This window comes from Serratia sp. CY29653 (genome assembly GCF_052169255.1).
GTDB classification, from domain to species: domain Bacteria; phylum Pseudomonadota; class Gammaproteobacteria; order Enterobacterales; family Enterobacteriaceae; genus Serratia; species Serratia sarumanii.
This window is the reverse complement of the sequence record NZ_JBJNLC010000001.1, coordinates 2,485,723-2,504,063: the sequence shown is the minus strand read 5'-3', so window position 1 is coordinate 2,504,063 and position 18,341 is coordinate 2,485,723. Positions and strand designations below refer to the sequence as shown.

General features: G+C 60.0%; 18 protein-coding genes. 1 reads left to right on the top strand and 17 read right to left on the bottom strand.

The genetic code is table 11. From position 1 onward, the window contains the following. Positions 1 to 187: 187 nt before the first annotated feature. From nadD to leuS, 4 genes are read right to left on the bottom strand one after another with little or no spacing between them, the layout of a single operon-like run. Complete coding sequence (gene nadD / locus ACJ8HN_RS12095; RefSeq protein ID WP_015376938.1) at positions 188 to 850, bottom strand: nicotinate-nucleotide adenylyltransferase; 663 nt, start codon at positions 848 to 850, stop codon at positions 188 to 190. Then, a complete protein-coding gene (holA, locus tag ACJ8HN_RS12090; protein WP_442523455.1) occupies positions 840 to 1,874 on the bottom strand; it encodes a DNA polymerase III subunit delta in 1,035 nt (344 codons plus the stop codon). The genes nadD and holA overlap by 11 nt, the downstream gene beginning before the upstream one ends. Further along, a complete protein-coding gene (gene lptE, locus ACJ8HN_RS12085; protein ID WP_033637431.1) occupies positions 1,871 to 2,431 on the bottom strand; it encodes an LPS assembly lipoprotein LptE in 561 nt (186 codons plus the stop codon). Before lptE ends, holA begins: the two co-directional genes overlap by 4 nt. A gap of 14 nt (positions 2,432 to 2,445) precedes the next feature. Continuing rightward, the gene (gene leuS / locus ACJ8HN_RS12080) at positions 2,446 to 5,028 is read right to left on the bottom strand and encodes a leucine--tRNA ligase (protein WP_033637432.1); all 2,583 of its coding nucleotides are present in this window, start codon (positions 5,026 to 5,028) and stop codon (positions 2,446 to 2,448) included. A gap of 285 nt (positions 5,029 to 5,313) precedes the next feature. On the opposite strand from leuS, the gene ACJ8HN_RS12075 reads away from it, so the two are divergent. Further along, positions 5,314 to 5,796 (top strand): zinc ribbon-containing protein, encoded by a 483-nt coding sequence (locus ACJ8HN_RS12075; protein ID WP_025301844.1) that lies wholly within the window; start codon positions 5,314 to 5,316, stop codon positions 5,794 to 5,796. A gap of 40 nt (positions 5,797 to 5,836) precedes the next feature. Here the strand turns inward: ACJ8HN_RS12075 and ACJ8HN_RS12070 are convergent, their stop codons facing one another. The 13 genes from ACJ8HN_RS12070 to miaB all read right to left on the bottom strand — a co-directional run bounded on the left by ACJ8HN_RS12070 (position 5,837) and on the right by miaB (position 18,159). Next, on the bottom strand, positions 5,837 to 6,541 hold the full coding sequence (locus tag ACJ8HN_RS12070) for an FMN-dependent NADH-azoreductase (RefSeq protein ID WP_442523454.1): 705 nt from the start codon (positions 6,539 to 6,541) through the stop codon (positions 5,837 to 5,839). A gap of 147 nt (positions 6,542 to 6,688) precedes the next feature. Then, complete coding sequence (rihA, locus tag ACJ8HN_RS12065; protein WP_442523453.1) at positions 6,689 to 7,621, bottom strand: pyrimidine-specific ribonucleoside hydrolase RihA; 933 nt, start codon at positions 7,619 to 7,621, stop codon at positions 6,689 to 6,691. Between the two features lie 99 nt (positions 7,622 to 7,720). After that, positions 7,721 to 8,182 (bottom strand): hypothetical protein, encoded by a 462-nt coding sequence (locus ACJ8HN_RS12060; protein WP_038877460.1) that lies wholly within the window; start codon positions 8,180 to 8,182, stop codon positions 7,721 to 7,723. Between the two features lie 194 nt (positions 8,183 to 8,376). Next, on the bottom strand, positions 8,377 to 9,102 hold the full coding sequence (locus ACJ8HN_RS12055; RefSeq protein ID WP_033637437.1) for an amino acid ABC transporter ATP-binding protein: 726 nt from the start codon (positions 9,100 to 9,102) through the stop codon (positions 8,377 to 8,379). Then, complete coding sequence (gene gltK, locus ACJ8HN_RS12050) at positions 9,102 to 9,776, bottom strand: glutamate/aspartate ABC transporter permease GltK (protein WP_033637438.1); 675 nt, start codon at positions 9,774 to 9,776, stop codon at positions 9,102 to 9,104. The genes ACJ8HN_RS12055 and gltK overlap by 1 nt, the downstream gene beginning before the upstream one ends. Next, complete coding sequence (locus ACJ8HN_RS12045; RefSeq protein ID WP_033647195.1) at positions 9,776 to 10,516, bottom strand: amino acid ABC transporter permease; 741 nt, start codon at positions 10,514 to 10,516, stop codon at positions 9,776 to 9,778. The genes gltK and ACJ8HN_RS12045 overlap by 1 nt, the downstream gene beginning before the upstream one ends. A 213-nt stretch (positions 10,517 to 10,729) precedes the next feature. Next, the gene (locus tag ACJ8HN_RS12040) at positions 10,730 to 11,626 is read right to left on the bottom strand and encodes an amino acid ABC transporter substrate-binding protein (RefSeq protein WP_033637439.1); all 897 of its coding nucleotides are present in this window, start codon (positions 11,624 to 11,626) and stop codon (positions 10,730 to 10,732) included. Between the two features lie 393 nt (positions 11,627 to 12,019). After that, the gene (gene lnt, locus ACJ8HN_RS12035; RefSeq protein WP_033647194.1) at positions 12,020 to 13,549 is read right to left on the bottom strand and encodes an apolipoprotein N-acyltransferase; all 1,530 of its coding nucleotides are present in this window, start codon (positions 13,547 to 13,549) and stop codon (positions 12,020 to 12,022) included. Between the two features lie 7 nt (positions 13,550 to 13,556). Continuing rightward, positions 13,557 to 14,435 (bottom strand): CNNM family magnesium/cobalt transport protein CorC, encoded by an 879-nt coding sequence (gene corC / locus ACJ8HN_RS12030; RefSeq protein ID WP_004939973.1) that lies wholly within the window; start codon positions 14,433 to 14,435, stop codon positions 13,557 to 13,559. Between the two features lie 85 nt (positions 14,436 to 14,520). After that, entirely contained in the window at positions 14,521 to 14,994 is a 474-nt protein-coding gene (ybeY, locus tag ACJ8HN_RS12025) for an rRNA maturation RNase YbeY (RefSeq protein WP_033637441.1), read from the bottom strand. Then, complete coding sequence (locus tag ACJ8HN_RS12020) at positions 14,991 to 16,046, bottom strand: PhoH family protein (RefSeq protein ID WP_033637443.1); 1,056 nt, start codon at positions 16,044 to 16,046, stop codon at positions 14,991 to 14,993. The genes ybeY and ACJ8HN_RS12020 overlap by 4 nt, the downstream gene beginning before the upstream one ends. Before the next feature lie 234 nt (positions 16,047 to 16,280). Continuing rightward, the gene (locus ACJ8HN_RS12015) at positions 16,281 to 16,616 is read right to left on the bottom strand and encodes a zinc ribbon domain-containing protein YjdM (RefSeq protein WP_049195580.1); all 336 of its coding nucleotides are present in this window, start codon (positions 16,614 to 16,616) and stop codon (positions 16,281 to 16,283) included. Between the two features lie 118 nt (positions 16,617 to 16,734). Next, positions 16,735 to 18,159, bottom strand: coding sequence for a tRNA (N6-isopentenyl adenosine(37)-C2)-methylthiotransferase MiaB (gene miaB, locus ACJ8HN_RS12010; RefSeq protein ID WP_103772577.1), 1,425 nt, complete (start codon positions 18,157 to 18,159; stop codon positions 16,735 to 16,737). Between the last annotated feature and the right edge of the window lie 182 nt (positions 18,160 to 18,341).

Sequence of the window (18,341 nt, the reverse complement as noted above, 5' to 3'; positions counted from 1 at the left end):
CCCTCGGGTGTGTTCTGTTCAGTCGGCTGCGGCGGGCAAACTGCGCGCGCCGCGGCGTAACCGGATAATGGTTTCGGCAGGCTGCCGCTGAAAGCCAGCTAACTGGTGACTGCCCGGCCAGCTAAGGTTTCCGGGGTTTTCAGCGGATACCTGAAAAATAGCGGCGCAGTATATCACGCACCTTTCGCTAGCGATATAAACCCTGCAACTCGATATAGCGCTGCACCGGGCGTGGCAGCAGGTCGTCGCAGTTGAGGCCCTGATGGCGGCGCTGACGGATCTCGGTGGCAGAAATTTCCAGTTCCGGCGTATCGGCCAAATAGATATGGCCGTGCGGGCGACGGCTGAGCAGCGCCGGGTCGGCGGTGCGATGGCGTTCCAGCCACTGCTGCAGTTCCGGCGTGTCCATGCGATCGTTATAGCCCGGGCGCGCCAGCACCAGCAGATGACACACGTCCAGCAGCGCCTGCCAGCGGTGCCACTTATGCAGCGTCAGCAGCGAGTCCTGACCAATGATAAACGCCAGCGGCTGGGCGGCGCCACGCTCTTTACGAATCGTTTCCAACGTCTCGATGGTGTAGGAGGGGGTGGTGCGGTGCAGTTCGCGATCGTCGACGGCAAACAGCGGATTGCCGGCGATCGCCAGCTCGACCATCTTCAGGCGCTGCTGCGCATTGGCCTCCGGCTGCGGGCGGTGCGGCGGCACGTGGTTAGGCAGCAGCGTGACGCGATTCAGGCCCACTTCGGCGGCCAACGCTTCCACCGGCCGCAGGTGGCCGTAGTGGATCGGGTCAAAGGTGCCGCCGAACAGCGCGTGCAAAACGGTGGGGTGTTCCGGGTTAGTGGGCATCGGTAAAACTCGTGGCCAGGGGTTTGCCGCACAGCAGCATCGACAGGGTTTCCAGTTCCGGCCAGACCGACTGGCCATAGTCCTGCTTGAGGGTCAGCTCGATTTGCGTCAGCAGCTGTACCGCCTGCTGCAGCTGGGGGCCGGACAGGCGTTGCAGCGCCTGGGTCACCAGCGGGCGGCGGTTCTGCCAGACCTTGTGCTGATCGAACAGCGTGCGCAGCGGCGCGGAAGCCATGCGGCGCTGCAGCGTCAGCAACAGCAGCAGTTCGCGCTGCAGGGTGCGCAGCAGGATCACCGGCTCCACGTCTTCTTGCTGCAGCTGCTGCAAAATATGCCAGGCGCGCTTGCTCTTGCCGGCCAGCAGAGCATCCAGCCAGTGGAACGGCGTGAAGTGGGCGGCGTCGTTCACCGCCTGTTCGACGCGCGGCAGCGTGAGCTTGCCGTCCGGGTGCAGCAGCGACAGCCGCTCCAGCGCCTGCGACAGCGCCAGCAGGTTACCTTCGTAGCAGTAGCACAGCAGCTGATTGGCGGCGTCGTCCAACTCCAGCTTCATCGCCTTGGCGCGCGTGGCGACCCAGCGCGGCAGCTGCGCCTGTTCCGGCGTCTGGCAACTGACGAGGGCGCCGTGCGGGCTGAGCGCCTTGAACCAGGCGCTGTTTTCCTGCGCTTTGGTGAGGCGCGGGCCGCGCAGGAGCAGCAGGATATCCTCGTGCAGCAGCGTGGCGAGCTTGGTCAGCTGTTCGCCGATCGGCGCCGTCGGGCCGTTTTCCGGGAAGATCAGCAGCAGCGTCTGGCGGCTGGCGAACAGGCTCATCGCCTGGCAGATGCCGAAGATGGCGTCCCAGTCGGTATGGGCGTCGAGGGAAATGCTGTAGTGCTCGCTGAACTGCTGCTGTTGCGCGGCCTGCCGGAGCAAATCCTGGCTCTCCTGCAGCAGCAGCGGTTCATTGCCGCTCAATAAATAACAAGCGCGCAGCCCCTCTCGGAGCTGCGCGGCAAGTTGTTCCGGGTAAATGCGGATCATTGTGCGGTTTGGCTTGCCGCTCGTTCGCCGGCGGCAGCGGCTTTCTGCCGGTTATCTTCTTCCGCCGCATGCACGGCCAGCAGTTTGCGCACCAGCTGTTGCGCCGCCTGCTCACGCATTTCCTGGCGAATGATCTCCTGTTCGGAGTCCTTGGCCAGCGCGGTCAACGGGTTGTCGAAGAAGGAACGGAACACTTTCACCGACAGCGGATACAGGTCATGGCCCGGGATCAGCACCTGCGCCTGCACGGTCAACACCATCTGGTACTCGGCGGTTTTACCGTCCTGGAAGATCGAAGCGGTATCCTGGCTTTCCGTCGCGCCGACGATGCGCAGGGAAGGCACGTCTTTACGCTTCGGATCGCTGACGATAGTCACGTCGTTCAGACGCAGCTGTTCGCGCACCGAGCGCGTCAACGGGCCGTAAGGGTCAGCGCTGTCCAGGATCAGCGTTTTCATTTCATTAGGCACCTGCGTGGTGCCGCGCAGGTGAAAACCGCAGCCGGCGGTGACCAGCACCGCCAACCCCAGCAACAGCGTCAGAATGCGTTGTCGCACAATTCCTCCTTGTGTTAACCCACAACCAGGTTAAGCAGTTTGCCCGGAACGTAGATCACTTTGCGAATCGTGACGCCGTCCAGATATTTAGCCACCAGATGCTCTTCGGCAGCGCGCGCGCGCACCTGCTCTTCGGTCGCATCGGCGGATACGGTGATTTTAGCGCGAACCTTGCCGTTCACCTGCACCACCACCAGTTTGGAGTCTTCGACCATCGCCTGCTCGTCGGCAACCGGCCATGGCGCAGTGTCTACGTCGCCTTCGCCGCCCAGCGCTTGCCACAGCGTGAAGCATACGTGCGGGGTGAACGGATACAGCATGCGAACCACGGCCAGCAGCGCTTCCTGCAGCAGCGCGCGATCCTGCTCGCTCTCCTGCGGTGCGCGGGCCAGCTTGTTCATCAGCTCCATCACGGCGGCGATCGCGGTGTTGAAGGTCTGACGGCGGCCGATGTCATCGGTCACCTTGGCGATGGTTTTGTGCAGATCGCGGCGCAGCGCTTTCTGATCTTCGTTCAGCGCCGCCACGTCGAGCGGCTGCACCGCGCCTTTTTCCACGTGATCGTAGGCCAGTTTCCACACGCGTTTCAGGAAGCGGTTAGCCCCTTCCACGCCGGATTCCTGCCACTCCAGCGTCATTTCTGCCGGTGAAGCGAACATCATGAACAGACGCACGGTGTCCGCGCCGTATTTTTCCACCATCTCCTGCGGGTCGATGCCGTTGTTTTTCGACTTCGACATTTTGCTCATGCCAGCATAGACCAGTTCACGGCCTTGCGGATCGGTGGCCTTGATGATGCGACCCTTGTCGTCGCGCTCGACGGTGGCGTCAACCGGGGACACCCAGACGCGCTCGCCGCTGTTGCCGGTGTAGTAGAAGGCGTCGGCCAACACCATGCCCTGACACAGCAGGCGCTTGGCCGGCTCGTCGGAATCCACCAGGCCCGCATCGCGCATCAGCTTGTGGAAGAAGCGGAAGTACATCAGGTGCATGATGGCGTGTTCGATGCCGCCGATATATTGATCGACCGGCAGCCAGTAGTTGGCGGCGGCCGGATCCAGCATGCCTTGGTCATACTGCGGGCAGGTGTAGCGCGCGTAGTACCAGGAAGACTCCATAAAGGTGTCGAAAGTATCGGTTTCACGCAGCGCCGGCTGGCCGTCGACGGTGGTCTTCGCCCACTCAGGATCGGCCTTGATCGGGCTGGTGATGCCGTCCATGACCACGTCTTCCGGCAGGATCACCGGCAACTGGTCTTCCGGCGTCGGCATCACGGTGCCGTCTTCCAGCGTCACCATCGGGATTGGCGCGCCCCAGTAACGCTGACGGGAAACGCCCCAGTCGCGCAGACGGTAGTTGACCTTGCGCTGGCCTACGCCCTTGGCGACCAGTTTGTCGGCGATGGCGTTGAAGCCCGCTTCATTGTCCAGGCCGTCGAACTCGCCGGAGTTGAACAGCGCGCCTTTGTCGGTCATCGCTTCGGCGCTCACGTCAGGCTGGCTGCCGTCGAGGTTCAGGATCACCGGTTTGATCGGCAAATCGTATTTGGTGGCGAATTCCCAGTCGCGCTGGTCGTGCGCCGGTACCGCCATCACGGCGCCGGTGCCGTATTCCATCAGCACGAAGTTGGCGACCCACACCGGCAGCTTCTCGCCGCTCAGCGGGTGGACAACGAACAGGCCGGTCGGCATGCCTTTCTTCTCCATCGTCGCCATTTCGGCTTCGGCAACTTTGGTGTTGCGGCATTCGTCGATGAAGTCGGTCAGCGCCGGGTTGTTGCGCGCGCCTTGTTGCGCCAGCGGGTGGCCCGCGGCGACCGCCACGTAGGTGGCGCCCATGAAGGTGTCGGGACGGGTGGTGTAAACCGTCAGCTTCTCTTCGCTGTCCGCCACGTCGAAGGTGATTTCCACGCCTTCGGAGCGGCCAATCCAGTTGCGCTGCATGGTTTTCACCTGCTCCGGCCAGCTTTCAAGCGTGTCCAGATCGTTCAGCAGCTGATCGGCGTAGGCGGTGATTTTGATGAACCACTGCGGGATCTCTTTACGCTCGACCTTGGTGTCGCAGCGCCAGCAGCAGCCGTCGATAACCTGTTCGTTGGCCAGCACGGTCAGATCGTGCGGGCACCAGTTCACCGCCGAGGTCTTTTTGTAGACCAGGCCTTTTTCATACAGCTTGGTGAAGAACCACTGTTCCCAGCGGTAGTATTCCGGCTGGCAGGTGGCGATTTCGCGATCCCAGTCGTAGCCGAAGCCCAGCAATTTCAGCTGGTTCTTCATGTATTCGATGTTGTCATAGGTCCACGGGGCCGGTGCGGTGTTGTTTTTCACCGCCGCGCCTTCCGCCGGCAGGCCGAACGCATCCCAGCCGATCGGCTGCAGCACGTTTTTGCCCAGCATGCGCTGATAGCGCGAGATCACGTCGCCGATAGTGTAGTTACGAACGTGGCCCATGTGCAGTCGGCCGGACGGGTAAGGCAGCATGGATAGGCAGTAGTACTTTTCCTTGCTGTCGTCTTCGGTAACTTTGAAAGTCTGCTTCTCTTGCCAGTGAAGCTGTACGTTCGATTCTATGTCTTCTGGACGGTATTGCTCTTGCATGGCGGCCGGTGGTCCTGTAGGTGTAAACCGTTGCCCCGGTCAGAGGCAACGCAATGAACATTTAGTATTCGTAGATCCGCATAGCATAGCTGATAAGACCTCCCGGCAACAACTCCAAGCGCCTGACTCGGCGCATTTAAAAAAAGCGTCGTCATGACGCGGCTCACAACCTGCGGATCCCGTGTCTTGCCAAGTGACATCAGTCATTTACGGCTAAAATAAGAACAAGTAGCTTAGGGGTATCCCTACAGCCAAGTCCGGCGCAGCGTTTATCGAGGAGAGTCTATGAACAAGGTTGCTCAGTATTACCGCGAATTGGTGGCATCGCTGACCGAACGCCTGAAAAACGGTGAACGCGATATCGACGAACTGGTGGCCAGCGCGGAGCGGCGGTTGAACGAGGCCGAGGATCTGACCCGCGATGAGGTGCGGCAGGTGACGCAGGCGGTGCGGCGCGATCTGGAAGAGTTCGCCCGCAGCTATCAGGAGAGCCGGGACGAGTTTACCGACAGCGTGTTTATGCGGGTGATCAAAGAGAGCCTGTGGCAGGAACTGGCGGATATCACCGACAAAACCCAGCTGGAGTGGCGCGAGGTGTTCAAGGATGTCAGCCACCACGGCGTTTACCACAGCGGTGAAGTGGTGGGGCTGGGCAATCTGGTGTGCGAGCAGTGTCACTACCACCTGGCGTTCTACACGCCGGAGGTGCTGCCGCTGTGCCCGAAATGCGGCCACGACCAGTTCCAGCGGCGGCCGTTTGAACCTTGATGGCGCTCCCCGGCAGGGCGGGGAACGCTAAGGCCGGCGTTTAGCGGAACAGTTTCTTCAGCAGGTTGCTGAGGAAACCGCCGCTGACGGTGGCCGGGGCGGCTTGCGCCTGCGCCGGTGCGCTGGCCGGTACGGCGACGCCGGCCGGGATTTTCTGCGCGACCGCGATGCGGCTGTCCTGGGCGGCTTTCTCCGCCGCTTCCGGGCCGTAGGCGAAGCCTTCCGCCAGCACGAATTCAACGTCGGTGATGCCGATAAAGCCCAGGAACAGCTTCACGTACGGCGTGATCAGGTCCGTCGGCGTGTCGGCGTGGATGCCGCCGCGGCTGGAGATGACGATCGCTTTCTTGCCTGTCACCAGCCCTTCGGCGCCGGCGGAGGTATAGCGGAACGTCTGACCGGCGCGGGCAATCAGATCGAAGTAGATCTTCAGCTGCGTCGGGATGTTGAAGTTGTACATCGGGGCGCTGATGATCAGCGTGTCGTGCGACTTCAGCTCGGCAATCAGCTCATCGGACAGCGCCAGGGTGCTTTGCTGGTGCGGCGTCAGCGGTTTATCGCTGGCGGTAAAACCGGCCATCACTTCACCATCCAGCTCCGGCAGCGTCGGGTTGGCCAAATCGCGTACGGTGAACCTGTCTTCAGGGTGAGTTTTACGCCATTGTTCAACAAAAAAATCGACTAATTTTCCAGACTGGGAATATTCACCCAGAATACTTGATTTCAGGACCAGTACGCGGCTCATTGGCTTATCTCCAGGCGAAGTCTAATCGGTAACGATGTCAGTCGGTGTAAACGCATGGTAGAGGCAAGCCAGGGACAGTGATAGCGCAAAAATTCGCTGAGTTAAATCAAAAAAATTGAACTAGGGCGCGAATGCGCCCCGATGGGATCAATAACGCGCTACGCGCTCGGCCAGCAGATCAATAAAGCCTTCGCGGTTGATGCCGGTCAGCACTTCCACGTTGGCCGCGTTGCCGGTTTGTTGGAAATAGTCCACCACCGTCATGCCGGCGGTGTATTCCCCCTTGGTTTCCACCCCCACCCAGCGCTCTACGCCGGTAAACAGCTGCGGCGCCAGCAGCCAGGCGATGGTGCAGGGATCGTGCATCGCCGCGCCGGGCAGGCCGCGCGGGTGGCTGAGATACAGCGGCAGGTAAAAATCGAGCATCTCCGCGACCGCCTGCGCGACCGGATTGGCTATCTGACGAATGCGTTCGATATCCTGCGGCAACACCAGCGCCTGATGGGTGACGTTCAGGCCGGCCATGGTCAGCGGCACGCCGGATTTCAGCACCATTTCGGCGGCTTCGGGATCGACGAAGATGTTGAACTCCGCGACCGGCGTGGTATTGCCGGCGTTCATGCCGCCGCCCATAAATACGATGCGTTCGATGCGGCTTTTCAGTTCGGCATGCTGGGCCAACAGCAGGGCGATATTGGTCATCGGGCCGGTCACCACCAGGGTTATCGGCTGCGGGCTGGCGCGCAGCAGGCCGGCGATCAGCTCGACGGCGCCGCGGGGATCGGGTTTGAGGGCCGGCGCCGGCAGGTGGGTGTTGCCCATGCCGGTTTTGCCGTGGACATAGTCGGCGATCACCAGCTCGCGCATCAGCGGGCTGCCGGCGCCGGCGGCGACCGGTATGTCCTCGCGCCCCATCAGGGTCAACAGGCCCAGCGCGTTACGCAGGGTTTTCTCCGGCGTCTGGTTGCCGGCGGAGGTGGTGATGGCTTTGACGTCCAGCTCCGGCGAATGCAGCGCCATGGCCAGCGCGATGGCGTCGTCGAGGCCGGGATCGCAATCGATGATAATAGGGCGGGGCATGTTCTTTCTCCTCTGTTTGTTATCCAGCGAGCATCGGATCAAAACCGGGGAGAAACAAGCGCTTTTAGTGCCGGGCGTTAGCGCGACGGGATAAGGCGTTCAGACACCGCAGAGTTCATGAGCGCTGCGTTTCCATTCTTCCACCTCGGTTGGGTGCAAGAAGGAGTAATAGACGGTAGTGCCGTCGGGCAAGATATTTTGCAGTGCCTGCATGCAGTTGGCCTCGCAGGGGCGCAGCTCGATATACACGTTGGTGATCGGCACCTGCTCCTTATCGGCGTCAAAGCGTTCGATGCGCCTTATCGCCGCAACCAGCGCGGCCATTTCGGCATGAAGCTTGACCCAGTTATGGGTGTAGATATCCGGCGGCATCTCCATTTTCATCTGGCTATTGCCAAAGGCATAGCGAGTGCTGCCGCGCAGCTGGTATTCGATGGTGGCGCAGCAGGACTCCGGCCCGAAACCCGGTTTTTCAATCAGTTTCTTCTTGTCTTCCAACGTGCGTCGAACAATCGGATAACCGGATTTGATGTTGTACTCCGCTTGTACCAGTTGAATCATGCCAGCCTCTCTGATGGGTGAGTTAATCATCAAAGGTAGGACACCCTGCAGGATCGCGCGTTGTTTACGGTCATCGCGACGAGGGGTTTAAGATAAATCCTAACTTTGTTGAGGCGGCAATGAGGGGCATTCAGGCGCATGGGTGCCGAAAAACTAGCGCCCCTTGGGGCGCTTGGGTTTAGGGGACTGCGCGATCAGTGCAGGATCTTGGCCAGGAAGTCCTTGGCGCGATCGGATTCAGGGTTGTTGAAGAAATCGTCTTTGTTGCGGTCTTCGACGATTTTGCCTTCGTCCATAAAGATCACGCGATTCGCCACCTTGCGGGCGAAGCCCATTTCGTGGGTCACCACCATCATGGTCATGCCTTCGTTCGCCAGTTCGACCATCACGTCCAGCACTTCGTTGATCATTTCCGGATCGAGCGCCGAGGTCGGCTCATCGAACAGCATGGCGATCGGATCCATGCACAGCGCGCGGGCGATGGCGACGCGCTGCTGCTGGCCGCCGGACAACTGACCGGGGAATTTGTTGGCATGGGCGGTGAGGCCGACGCGCTCCAGCAGCTTCAGGCCTTTCTCGCGCGAGGCGGTCTTATCGCGTTTGAGCACTTTTACCTGCGCCAGCGTCAGGTTGTCGATGATGGACAGGTGCGGGAACAGTTCAAAGTGTTGGAACACCATGCCGACCTTGGCGCGCAGCTGCGCCAGGTTGGTTTTCTTGTCGTTGACCGGCGTGCCGTTCACCAGGATGCTTCCCTGCTGGATCGGCTCCAGGCCGTTGACGGTTTTGATCAGGGTGGACTTGCCGGAACCTGAAGGACCGCAGACGACGACCACTTCGCCTTTTTTCACTTCGGTGGTGCAATCGGTCAACACTTGAAAGTGACCGTACCACTTGGAAACATTTTTCAGGGATATCATCAAACAGTCCTTTTCTTCAAATAGCTTACCAGCGCCGAGGCGGCGAGGCTGATAACAAAATAGACAAAGCCGGCGAACAGGATCATTTCAACCTGGGTGCCGTCGCGTTCGCCGATGGTCGACGCGGTGCGGAAGAAGTCGGCCAGGCTCAGTACGTAAACCAGCGAGGTATCCTGGAACAGCACGATGCCCTGGGTCAGCAGCAGCGGCACCATGGCGCGGAACGCCTGCGGCAGGATCACCAGCCGCATGGATTGCCAGTGGGTCATGCCCAGCGCCAGCGCGGCGGAAGATTGGCCGCGCGAGATGCTGATAATGCCGGCGCGGATGATTTCCGAATAATAAGCCGCTTCAAACAGGGAAAAGGCTACCATAGCCGAGATCAGGCGAATATCGGTTTTCGGCGACAGCCCTAGAACCTGTTGTAATAAGCTTGGAACCACCAGATAGAACCACAGCAGCACCATCACCAGCGGCACCGAACGGAACAGGTTGACGTACAGGGTGGCGAACCAGCTGATCGGTTTGAACGGCGACAGGCGCATCACCGCCAGCACGGTGCCCCACAGGATGCCGACCACGACGGCGGTCACGGTGATCTTCAGCGTGATCACCATGCCCTGCAGCAGATAAGGGAAGCTTGGGACGATCGACGCCCAGTCAAATTCGTACATTATTTACTCCCCAGGTTGCCAGGCAACTGCACTTTCTTTTCGACCAGACGCATAAACAGCATGATAACGGCGTTGATGCCGATATAAGCCAGCGTGATGGCGGTAAAGGATTCATAGGCGTGTGCGGAGTAATCCAACAGCTTGCCGGCCTGCGCGGCCATGTCCACCAGCCCGATGGTGGAGGCGATGGCGGAGTTTTTGACCAGGTTGAGCATCTCCGAGGTCATCGGCGGCACGATCACCCGATAGGCGTTCGGCAACAGCACGTAGCGGTAGGTTTGCGGCAGCGTCAGGCCCATCGCCAGCCCGGCGGCTTTCTGGCCGCGCGGCAGGGATTGAATGGCGGCGCGCACCTGCTCGCAAACGCGGGCGGCGGTAAACAGCCCCAGACAAAGCATGGAAGAGACGAAGAACTGCACGTTGGGATCCAGCTCGGTCTTGAACCAGGTGCCGATATTGACCGGCAGCAGCTCGGGGATCACCAGATACCAGGTAAAGAATTGCACGATCAGCGGCACGTTGCGGAACAGCTCGACGTAACAGGTGCCGAGAGTGGAAAGAAAGCGGTTGGGCACGGTACGCAAGATACCGAACAGCGAACCGACGAAGAAAGCGATAATCCATGCACAGACGGAGAGGGCCACCGTGACCTGAAAGCCGGACCAGATCCAGCCGAGGTAAGTGGTGTTCCCAAACGGGGCCTGCTGCAGGAAGATACCCCAGTTCCAATCTATTGACATAACAAACTCCGATAAACGGGCGCAGGGCGCCGAAGATTGATGACTTGATGAGCGCCGATCGCCGCGCGGCCAGTCTGGCTGGCTTGTTGTGTACGGATGTCGGTGGCGCGCCTTGGGGAAAATGAGGGAGGGGAACGGCCCCCCTCATTCCTGTCTGTCCCAGTCATCAACTGGGCCGGTTTGGCCTGGCGGCCGCCCCGGCTTTTGTTCTATTTAGTTCAACGCTTTGTCGTTAGGCTCTTTGAACAGTTGCTTCATGTCGTCCGACAGTTCGAAGTTCATGTTGAGCTGTTTTGGTGGGATAGGCTGTTTGAACCATTTGTCAAACCACTTGGCCGCCTCACCGGAAGTTTGCGCCTGGGCGATGGTGTCATCGACCAGTTTTTTGAACTCAGGGTCGTCTTTACGCAGCATGCAGCCGTAGGCCTCTTTCGACTGCGGCGTGCCGATGATTTCCCACTGATCCGGTTTCTTGGCCTTGGCGCGCTCGCCCGCCAGCAGGGCGTCATCCATCATGAAGGCCACGGCGCGGCCGCTTTCCAGAGTGCGGAAGGAATCGCCGTGATCTTTGGCGCTGATGATGCGCATGTTCATCTTGCCGCTGTCGTTCAGCTTGTTCAGCAGCACTTCGGAGGTGGTGCCGGAGGTGACCACCACCGGTTTGCCTGCCAGGTCTTTAAAGTCTTTGATGTCGGAGCCTTTTTTCACCAGCAAGCGGGTGCCGACCACGAAAATGGTGTCGGAGAAGGCGGCCTGTTTCTGGCGCTCGAGGTTATTGGTGGTGGAGCCGCACTCGAAATCATAGGTGCCGTTTTGCAGCAGCGGGATGCGGTTCTGCGAGGTAATCGGCAGCATTTTCACCTGCAGATTCGGTGCATTCAGCTTTTTCTTAACGGCTTCAACGATTTGGTTGGAGTAGTCCTGAGAGTAGCCCACAACTTTTTGTTGGTTGTCGTAGTAGGAGAACGGCACTGACGATTCGCGGTGGCCGACAACGATCACGCCATTGTCTTTGATTTTCTTCAGCGTACCGGTCAGGTCTTCCGCATGCGCCACGCTACCTGCCATACCGAGCAGCAGTAACGATAACGCCAATTTACGCATTTGCATGGTCCAACTCCTTTGCTGTTGTGGTGGCTCTGACTAAAGAGCGTCAGGTTAAACCGACTATTTATTGCTCAAGTTATAAAGATAGTCTTAGAACGGATAGCCGTTAAAAAATAACCGATTGTGAATATCTTGAAACTAAAATGTTTCATTTTTTGAGACGCCGCGCGCACCAAATCAATGCAACAAAACGCTGACGCACTCGTGCGGTGCGCTCGATGCACCCAAAATGTGCGCAGGTGCGACAAAACGTCAGCAAAAGTAAACCGGCGCGCGAGGTCGCCATAGATAAAAGCAAGGAGTGTGCCAGCCGCGTTGATTTAACGGTGTTTTCTGACTGAGGTGGGGATATTGACGGGAAAGTGGGGCGCGGCGGGCGCGCCCCGACGGAGAGGATTATTTGCGGCGCAGGCCCAACATCAGCGCCCAGCCGCCCAGCAGCAGGGTAATCACCCACAGCGGCGTGGCGCCGAAGCGCGCATAAGGCGTGACGCCGGTGGTCGGCGTGACCTTCACTTCGAGCACCTGACGGGTGAACTGCGGGATTTCGGCGATCACCTCGCCGTTCGCGTCCACCGCGGCGGTGACGCCGTTATTGGTGCTGCGCAGCAGCGGCCGGCCGAGCTCCAGCGCCCGCATGCGCGCCATCTGGAAGTGTTGCCACGGGCCGATGGAGTGGCCGAACCAGGCATCGTTGGAGATGGTCAGCAGGAAGTTGGTGTCCGGGCGGAAGTTATCGCGCACCTGCTGGCCCAGCACGATTTCGTAGCAGATGGCCGCCGTCAGGTTGTACCCGCGCACGCTGAGCTGCGGCTGCACATAGTCGCCGCGGCTGAAGGAAGACATCGGCAGATCGAAGAACGGCGCCAGCGGCCGCAGCAGCGTCTCCAGCGGCACGAATTCGCCGAACGGCACCAGGTGGTGCTTGTTGTAGCGATTCTTGTCCGGGTAGCTGTACGGCGTCGGCTCGCCGAGCACGATGGCGCTGTTGTAGATCTGCTGGCCCTGTGGCGTGGCGCGCACGTCGACGATGCCGGTGATCAGGCTGCTGTTCTTCGCCCGCATCAGGTCGTCCATCATGGTCAGGAAGCCGTTCTGGTTGGCTTCATAATCCGGGATGGCGGACTCCGGCCAGATGACGATCGGCGCCTTGCCCACGTACGGACGGGTTTCGTCCAGATAGGTTTGCAGCGTGCTGACCAGCGCTTTCGGATCCCATTTCATCGACTGGGCGATGTTGCCTTGCACCATGGCGACGTTCACCGCTTTCTCCGGCTGCGGGGTAAACCACTGCAGTTGGCGCAGCGGCCACGGCAACAGCAGCAGCGCGGCGGCGATGACCGCAGCCGACAGGCGGCGCTGATTGACGGCATACACCAGCAGACCGGCGATGGCCATCAGCACAAAGGTGATGGCGTCGACGCCCAGCAGCGGCGCGATGCCCTTCAGCGGGCCGTTGATCTGGCTGTAGCCGAACTGCAGCCAGGGGAAGCCGGTCAGCACCCAGCCGCGCAGGAATTCGGTCACCTGCCACAGCGCCGGCGCGGCGATGGCCAGCCGCCACCAGCGGGTGGCCGGGCACAGGCGCGTCAACAGCCCGGCGAACAGCCCGGTATACAGCGACAGGTAAGCGGCGAGCAGCACCACCAGGAAGACGTTGACGGCGAAAGGCATGCCGCCGAAATCGGCGATGCTGACATACACCCAGTTGATGCCGCTGCCGAACAGCCCGAAGCCCCAGACAAAGCCGAGCAGGGCGGACTGTTTGGCGGTGCGATTGAGGGTAACGGCCAGCAGGCCGAACAGGGAGACGATGGCTGCGGGCCAGAAGTCGTAGGGTGAGAACGCCAGCGTCCCGCCGGCACCTGACAACAGCGCCAGCAGGGCGCGAACCCGCTGGCGTTCAAGTAATGAGGCTTTAGCCATGTTGGATTTAATCTTCCAGTTTCGGTGGTGGAGAATCGTCCGGAATTTTTACATGAACCTGGATAATACGTCGACTGTCGGCCATGGCAACTTTAAATAGGTAACCTTCGATTTCAATGGTTTCCCCGCGCGCCGGCAGGTGGCCGAAGGCCTGCATCACCAGACCGCCAATGGTATCGACCTCGTCGTCGCTGAAATGGGTGCCGAAGGCTTCGTTGAAGTCTTCGATCGGGGCCAATGCGCGCACGGTGTACATGTGGCGGCTGAGCTGGCGGATATCCAGATCGTCTTCGTCGTCGTATTCGTCTTCGATCTCGCCGACGATCAGTTCCAGAATGTCTTCGATGGTGACTAGGCCGGACACGCCGCCGAATTCGTCAATGACAATCGCCATGTGATAGCGCTGGGAGCGGAACTCTTTCAGCATCCGGTCGACGCGCTTGCTTTCCGGCACTACCACCGCGGTGCGCAGCACCTTGTCGATGCTGAACGGCTCGGAGTCTGCGCGCATGAACGGCAGCAGATCCTTGGCCATCAGGATACCTTCGATGTGATCTTTGTCTTCGCTGATCACCGGGAAGCGCGAGTGGGCGGAGTCGATAATCACGTCCAGGCACTCTTCCAGCGTCTGGTTGCGCTTGAGCGTCACCATCTGGGAGCGGGGGATCATGATGTCGCGCACGCGCTGCTCGGCGATATCCATCACGCCTTCCAGCATGTCGCGGGTATCGGGATCGATCAGGTCGTTTTGTTCGGAATCACGGATCAGCTCGACCAGATCGCCACGGTTTTTGGGCTCGCCGTGGAACAGCTGGTTAAGGATAAGAGTAAAGAACCCCTTCTTGGGACTGGGGCTGTCATTGCTTTGTGAATGGTCGTCGCTCATGGCGTTTTCGTTACTGTCACTCATGTCAGAGTTAAGGGGCGTCAGCGACAGCCCCGCAGGGGGGCTGTAGGGTAAACGGCTGACGTCAGACGGGGTCTTTTTCCGCCAGGTACGGATCAGGATAGCCCAGTCCGTGCATGATTTCGGTTTCCAAAGACTCCATTTCTTCGGCTTCATCGTCTTCGATGTGGTCATACCCTAGCAGATGAAGACTGCCGTGGACAACCATATGCGCCCAGTGGGCCTCCAGCGCCTTGCCTTGCTCAATCGCTTCCTGTTCAACCACCTGGCGGCAGATGATCAGATCGCCGAGCAGCGGCAGCTCGATGCCCGGCGGGGCCTCGAACGGGAAAGAGAGCACGTTGGTCGGCTTGTCTTTGCCGCGGTAGGTCAGGTTCAGCTCGTGGCTTTCCGCTTCGTCCACCAGACGCACGGTCACCTCGGCCTCTTCCTGAAATTGCGGCAGCACGCCTTCCAGCCAGCGCTGGAAGGTGGCCTCATCCGGCAGGCCGTCGCCGCTTTCACAGGCAATCTGCAGATCCAAAATCACCTGGCTCATGGTGTCTCCTGCTCGGAGGCGGCGAGCGCCTCGCGCTTACGTTGTTCGGCAATCGCGTCTTTGCGTTTCTGCTCGGCCGCTTCCCAGGCCTCATAGGCGATGACCACGCGGGCCACCACCGGGTGGCGCACCACGTCTTCGCTGTGGAAGAAGTTGAAGCTCAGTTCTTCCACGTCCGAAAGCACTTCCACCGCGTGGCGCAGGCCGGATTTCTGGTTGCGCGGCAGGTCGATCTGGGTGACGTCGCCGGTGATGACCGCCTTCGAGTTGAAGCCGATGCGCGTCAGGAACATCTTCATCTGTTCGATGGTGGTGTTCTGGCTCTCATCCAGAATGATAAAGGCGTCGTTCAGCGTGCGGCCGCGCATATAGGCCAGCGGCGCGACTTCGATCACGTTGCGCTCGATGAGCTTCTCCACGCGCTCGAAGCCCAGCATTTCGAACAGGGCGTCGTACAGCGGGCGCAGATAGGGATCGACCTTCTGGCTCAGATCGCCCGGCAGGAAGCCCAGCTTTTCGCCGGCTTCGACCGCGGGGCGGGTCAGCAGAATGCGGCGAATTTCCTGGCGCTCCAGCGCATCTACCGCGGCGGCGACCGCCAGGTAGGTCTTGCCGGTGCCCGCCGGGCCGATGCCGAAGGTGATGTCGTGATCGAGAATGTTGGCGATGTACTGCGCCTGGTTGGGCGTGCGCGGTTTCACCATGCCGCGCTTGGTTTTGATGGTGACCGCCTTGCCGTAATCCGGCACGCTGTCGGCTACCTGTTCCAGCACCCGGCTCTCTTTGATGGCCAGGTGGATTTGCTCCGGATCGATATCCGGGATCACGCCGCGAATCGGCGCGGTATCCACGTACAGATGGCGCAGGATATCGGCGGCGGCGGCCACGCACAGGTTTTTGCCGACCAGCTTGAAACGGTTGTCGCGGCGATTGATTTCGATGCCCAATCGGCGCTCGAGTTGTTTGATGTTGTCATCAAACGGGCCGCACAGGCTGAGCAAACGCTTGTTGTCTGCGGGCTCTAACAAAATTTCTTGTGTTGCGACGTTCAAACTATTCCTCTAGGTCACATCGGGCCTGGTTGATGTCACATAGCGCGTCCGGGACGCGCGCGTTCAGGGCGAGCCTGAATACTCTCTTTCTTGAATTATTCATGGTGCGCCGCAACGGCGCAAGTTTACCGCTGATCTATCTGTGCGCCGTCGGCGAAATTCAAGGGAAGAAAAGGAAAAAACGCGGCGGGGCGCAAAGCCCGCCGCGTCATCACAGAACAAGGCCGCTGGGAATCAGTTCTTTTTCACGAACTCGGATTTCAGCTTCATCGGGCCGAAGCCATCGATTTTGCAGTCGATGTTGTGATCGCCTTCGACCAGGCGAATGTTTTTCACCTTGGTGCCGATCTTGAGCATCGAGGAGCTGCCTTTGACCTTCAGGTCTTTGATCACGGTGACCGCGTCGCCGTCCGCCAGCAGGTTGCCGTTGGCGTCTTTGACGATCAGCGTGTCCTGATCTTCCGCCGGGGCGCTGTCGCTCCACTCGTGGGCGCACTCAGGGCAGATGAACAGGGCATTGTCCTGGTAGGTGTATTCGGAGTTGCACTTCGGGCAGTGTGGGAGTTGCATGTTATGTCGCCTCTTCAACAATAAAAAAATAAAAAAGCAAATCACCGGGCGCGGACGCCCGGCGGAGAAACGGTAAGGAGTAGCGCGAATGGGCGGCGATAAGGCGGCCGCCGCGGCGTCAGGGCTGGTAAATGCCGACGCCCAGCGCGTTTTCTTTGCGGGTACGGGCGATCACCGACTGCGGGGATTCATGTACGCGCAGATCCATCTGCTGTTCGGTGCGCACCACTGCGCCACGCAGGGTGTTGGTCAGCACCTCGGTAATTTCCACGTCGACGAACTGGCCGATCATGTCGGGCGTGCCATCGAAGTTTACCACACGGTTGCACTCCGTGCGCCCGGCCAGCTCCATCACGCTTTTGCGCGAGGTGCCCTCCACCAGAATGCGCTGGACGGTGCCGAGCATGCGGCGGCTGAACTGCAGCGCCTGCTGGTTGATGCGGTCCTGCAGAATATACAGCCGCTGTTTTTTCTCTTCTTCGCTGACGTCGTCGACCATGTCCGCCGCCGGGGTGCCCGGGCGCGACGAATAGATGAAGCTGAAGCTGACGTCGAAATTGACGTCGGCGATCAGGTTCATGGTCTGTTCGAAATCGGCCTGGCTTTCGCCCGGGAAACCGACGATGAAATCGGAGCTGAGCTGGATGTTCGGGCGCGCCTTGCGCAGCTTGCGGATAATCGCCTTATACTCCAGCGCGGTGTGCGCGCGTTTCATCATGGTCAGGATGCGATCCGAACCGCTCTGCACCGGCAGATGCAGGAAGCTGACCAGCTCCGGCGTGTCTTCGTACACCGCGATGATATCATCGGTGAACTCGATCGGGTGGCTGGTGGTGAAGCGAATGCGATCGATGCCGTCGATGGCCGCCACCAGGCGCAGCAGTTCGGCGAACGAGCAGATATCGCCGTCATGCGTGGCGCCGCGGTAAGCGTTGACGTTTTGGCCGAGCAGGTTGACCTCACGTACGCCCTGCGCCGCCAGTTGGGCGATTTCGAACAGCACGTCGTCGCTCGGGCGGCTCACTTCCTCGCCGCGGGTGTAAGGCACCACGCAGAAGGTGCAGTATTTGTTGCAGCCTTCCATGATCGACACGAATGCGGTCGGGCCTTCGGCGCGCGGTTCCGGCAGACGGTCGAACTTTTCGATCTCCGGGAAGCTGATGTCGACCACCGGGCTGCGGGTGCCCTGAACGTGATTGATCATTTCCGGCAGGCGGTGCAGGGTCTGCGGGCCGAATACCACGTCAACGCAGGGCGCGCGGCTGCGGATCAGTTCACCTTCTTGCGAGGCCACGCAACCGCCGACGCCGATGATCACCGACGGGTTCTTTTCTTTCAGCAAGCGCCAGCGCCCCAGCATGGCGAAAACTTTCTCCTGCGCCTTTTCACGGATCGAGCAGGTGTTCAGCAGCAGCACGTCCGCCTCTTCGGCGTTTTCGGTCCACTCGAAGCCGTGCGTGCTGTTCAACAGGTCGGCCATTTTCGATGAATCGTACTCATTCATCTGGCAGCCCCAGGTTTTGATATGTAGTTTTTTCGTCATTGACTTGCCATTACTCAGTGCGGAGCGAAAGTTGCGTTACGCGACATGCAGGGCGCGTATTGTAATCATTTGCCGCCGTTGTGACCAGCGCGGGGGAAAATGGCACGCAACCTGAAGCCGGAGCGAAAATCCGGTACACTGCGCAAAACGCCATACCGGGTGGGATGGCGAGCATTCACACA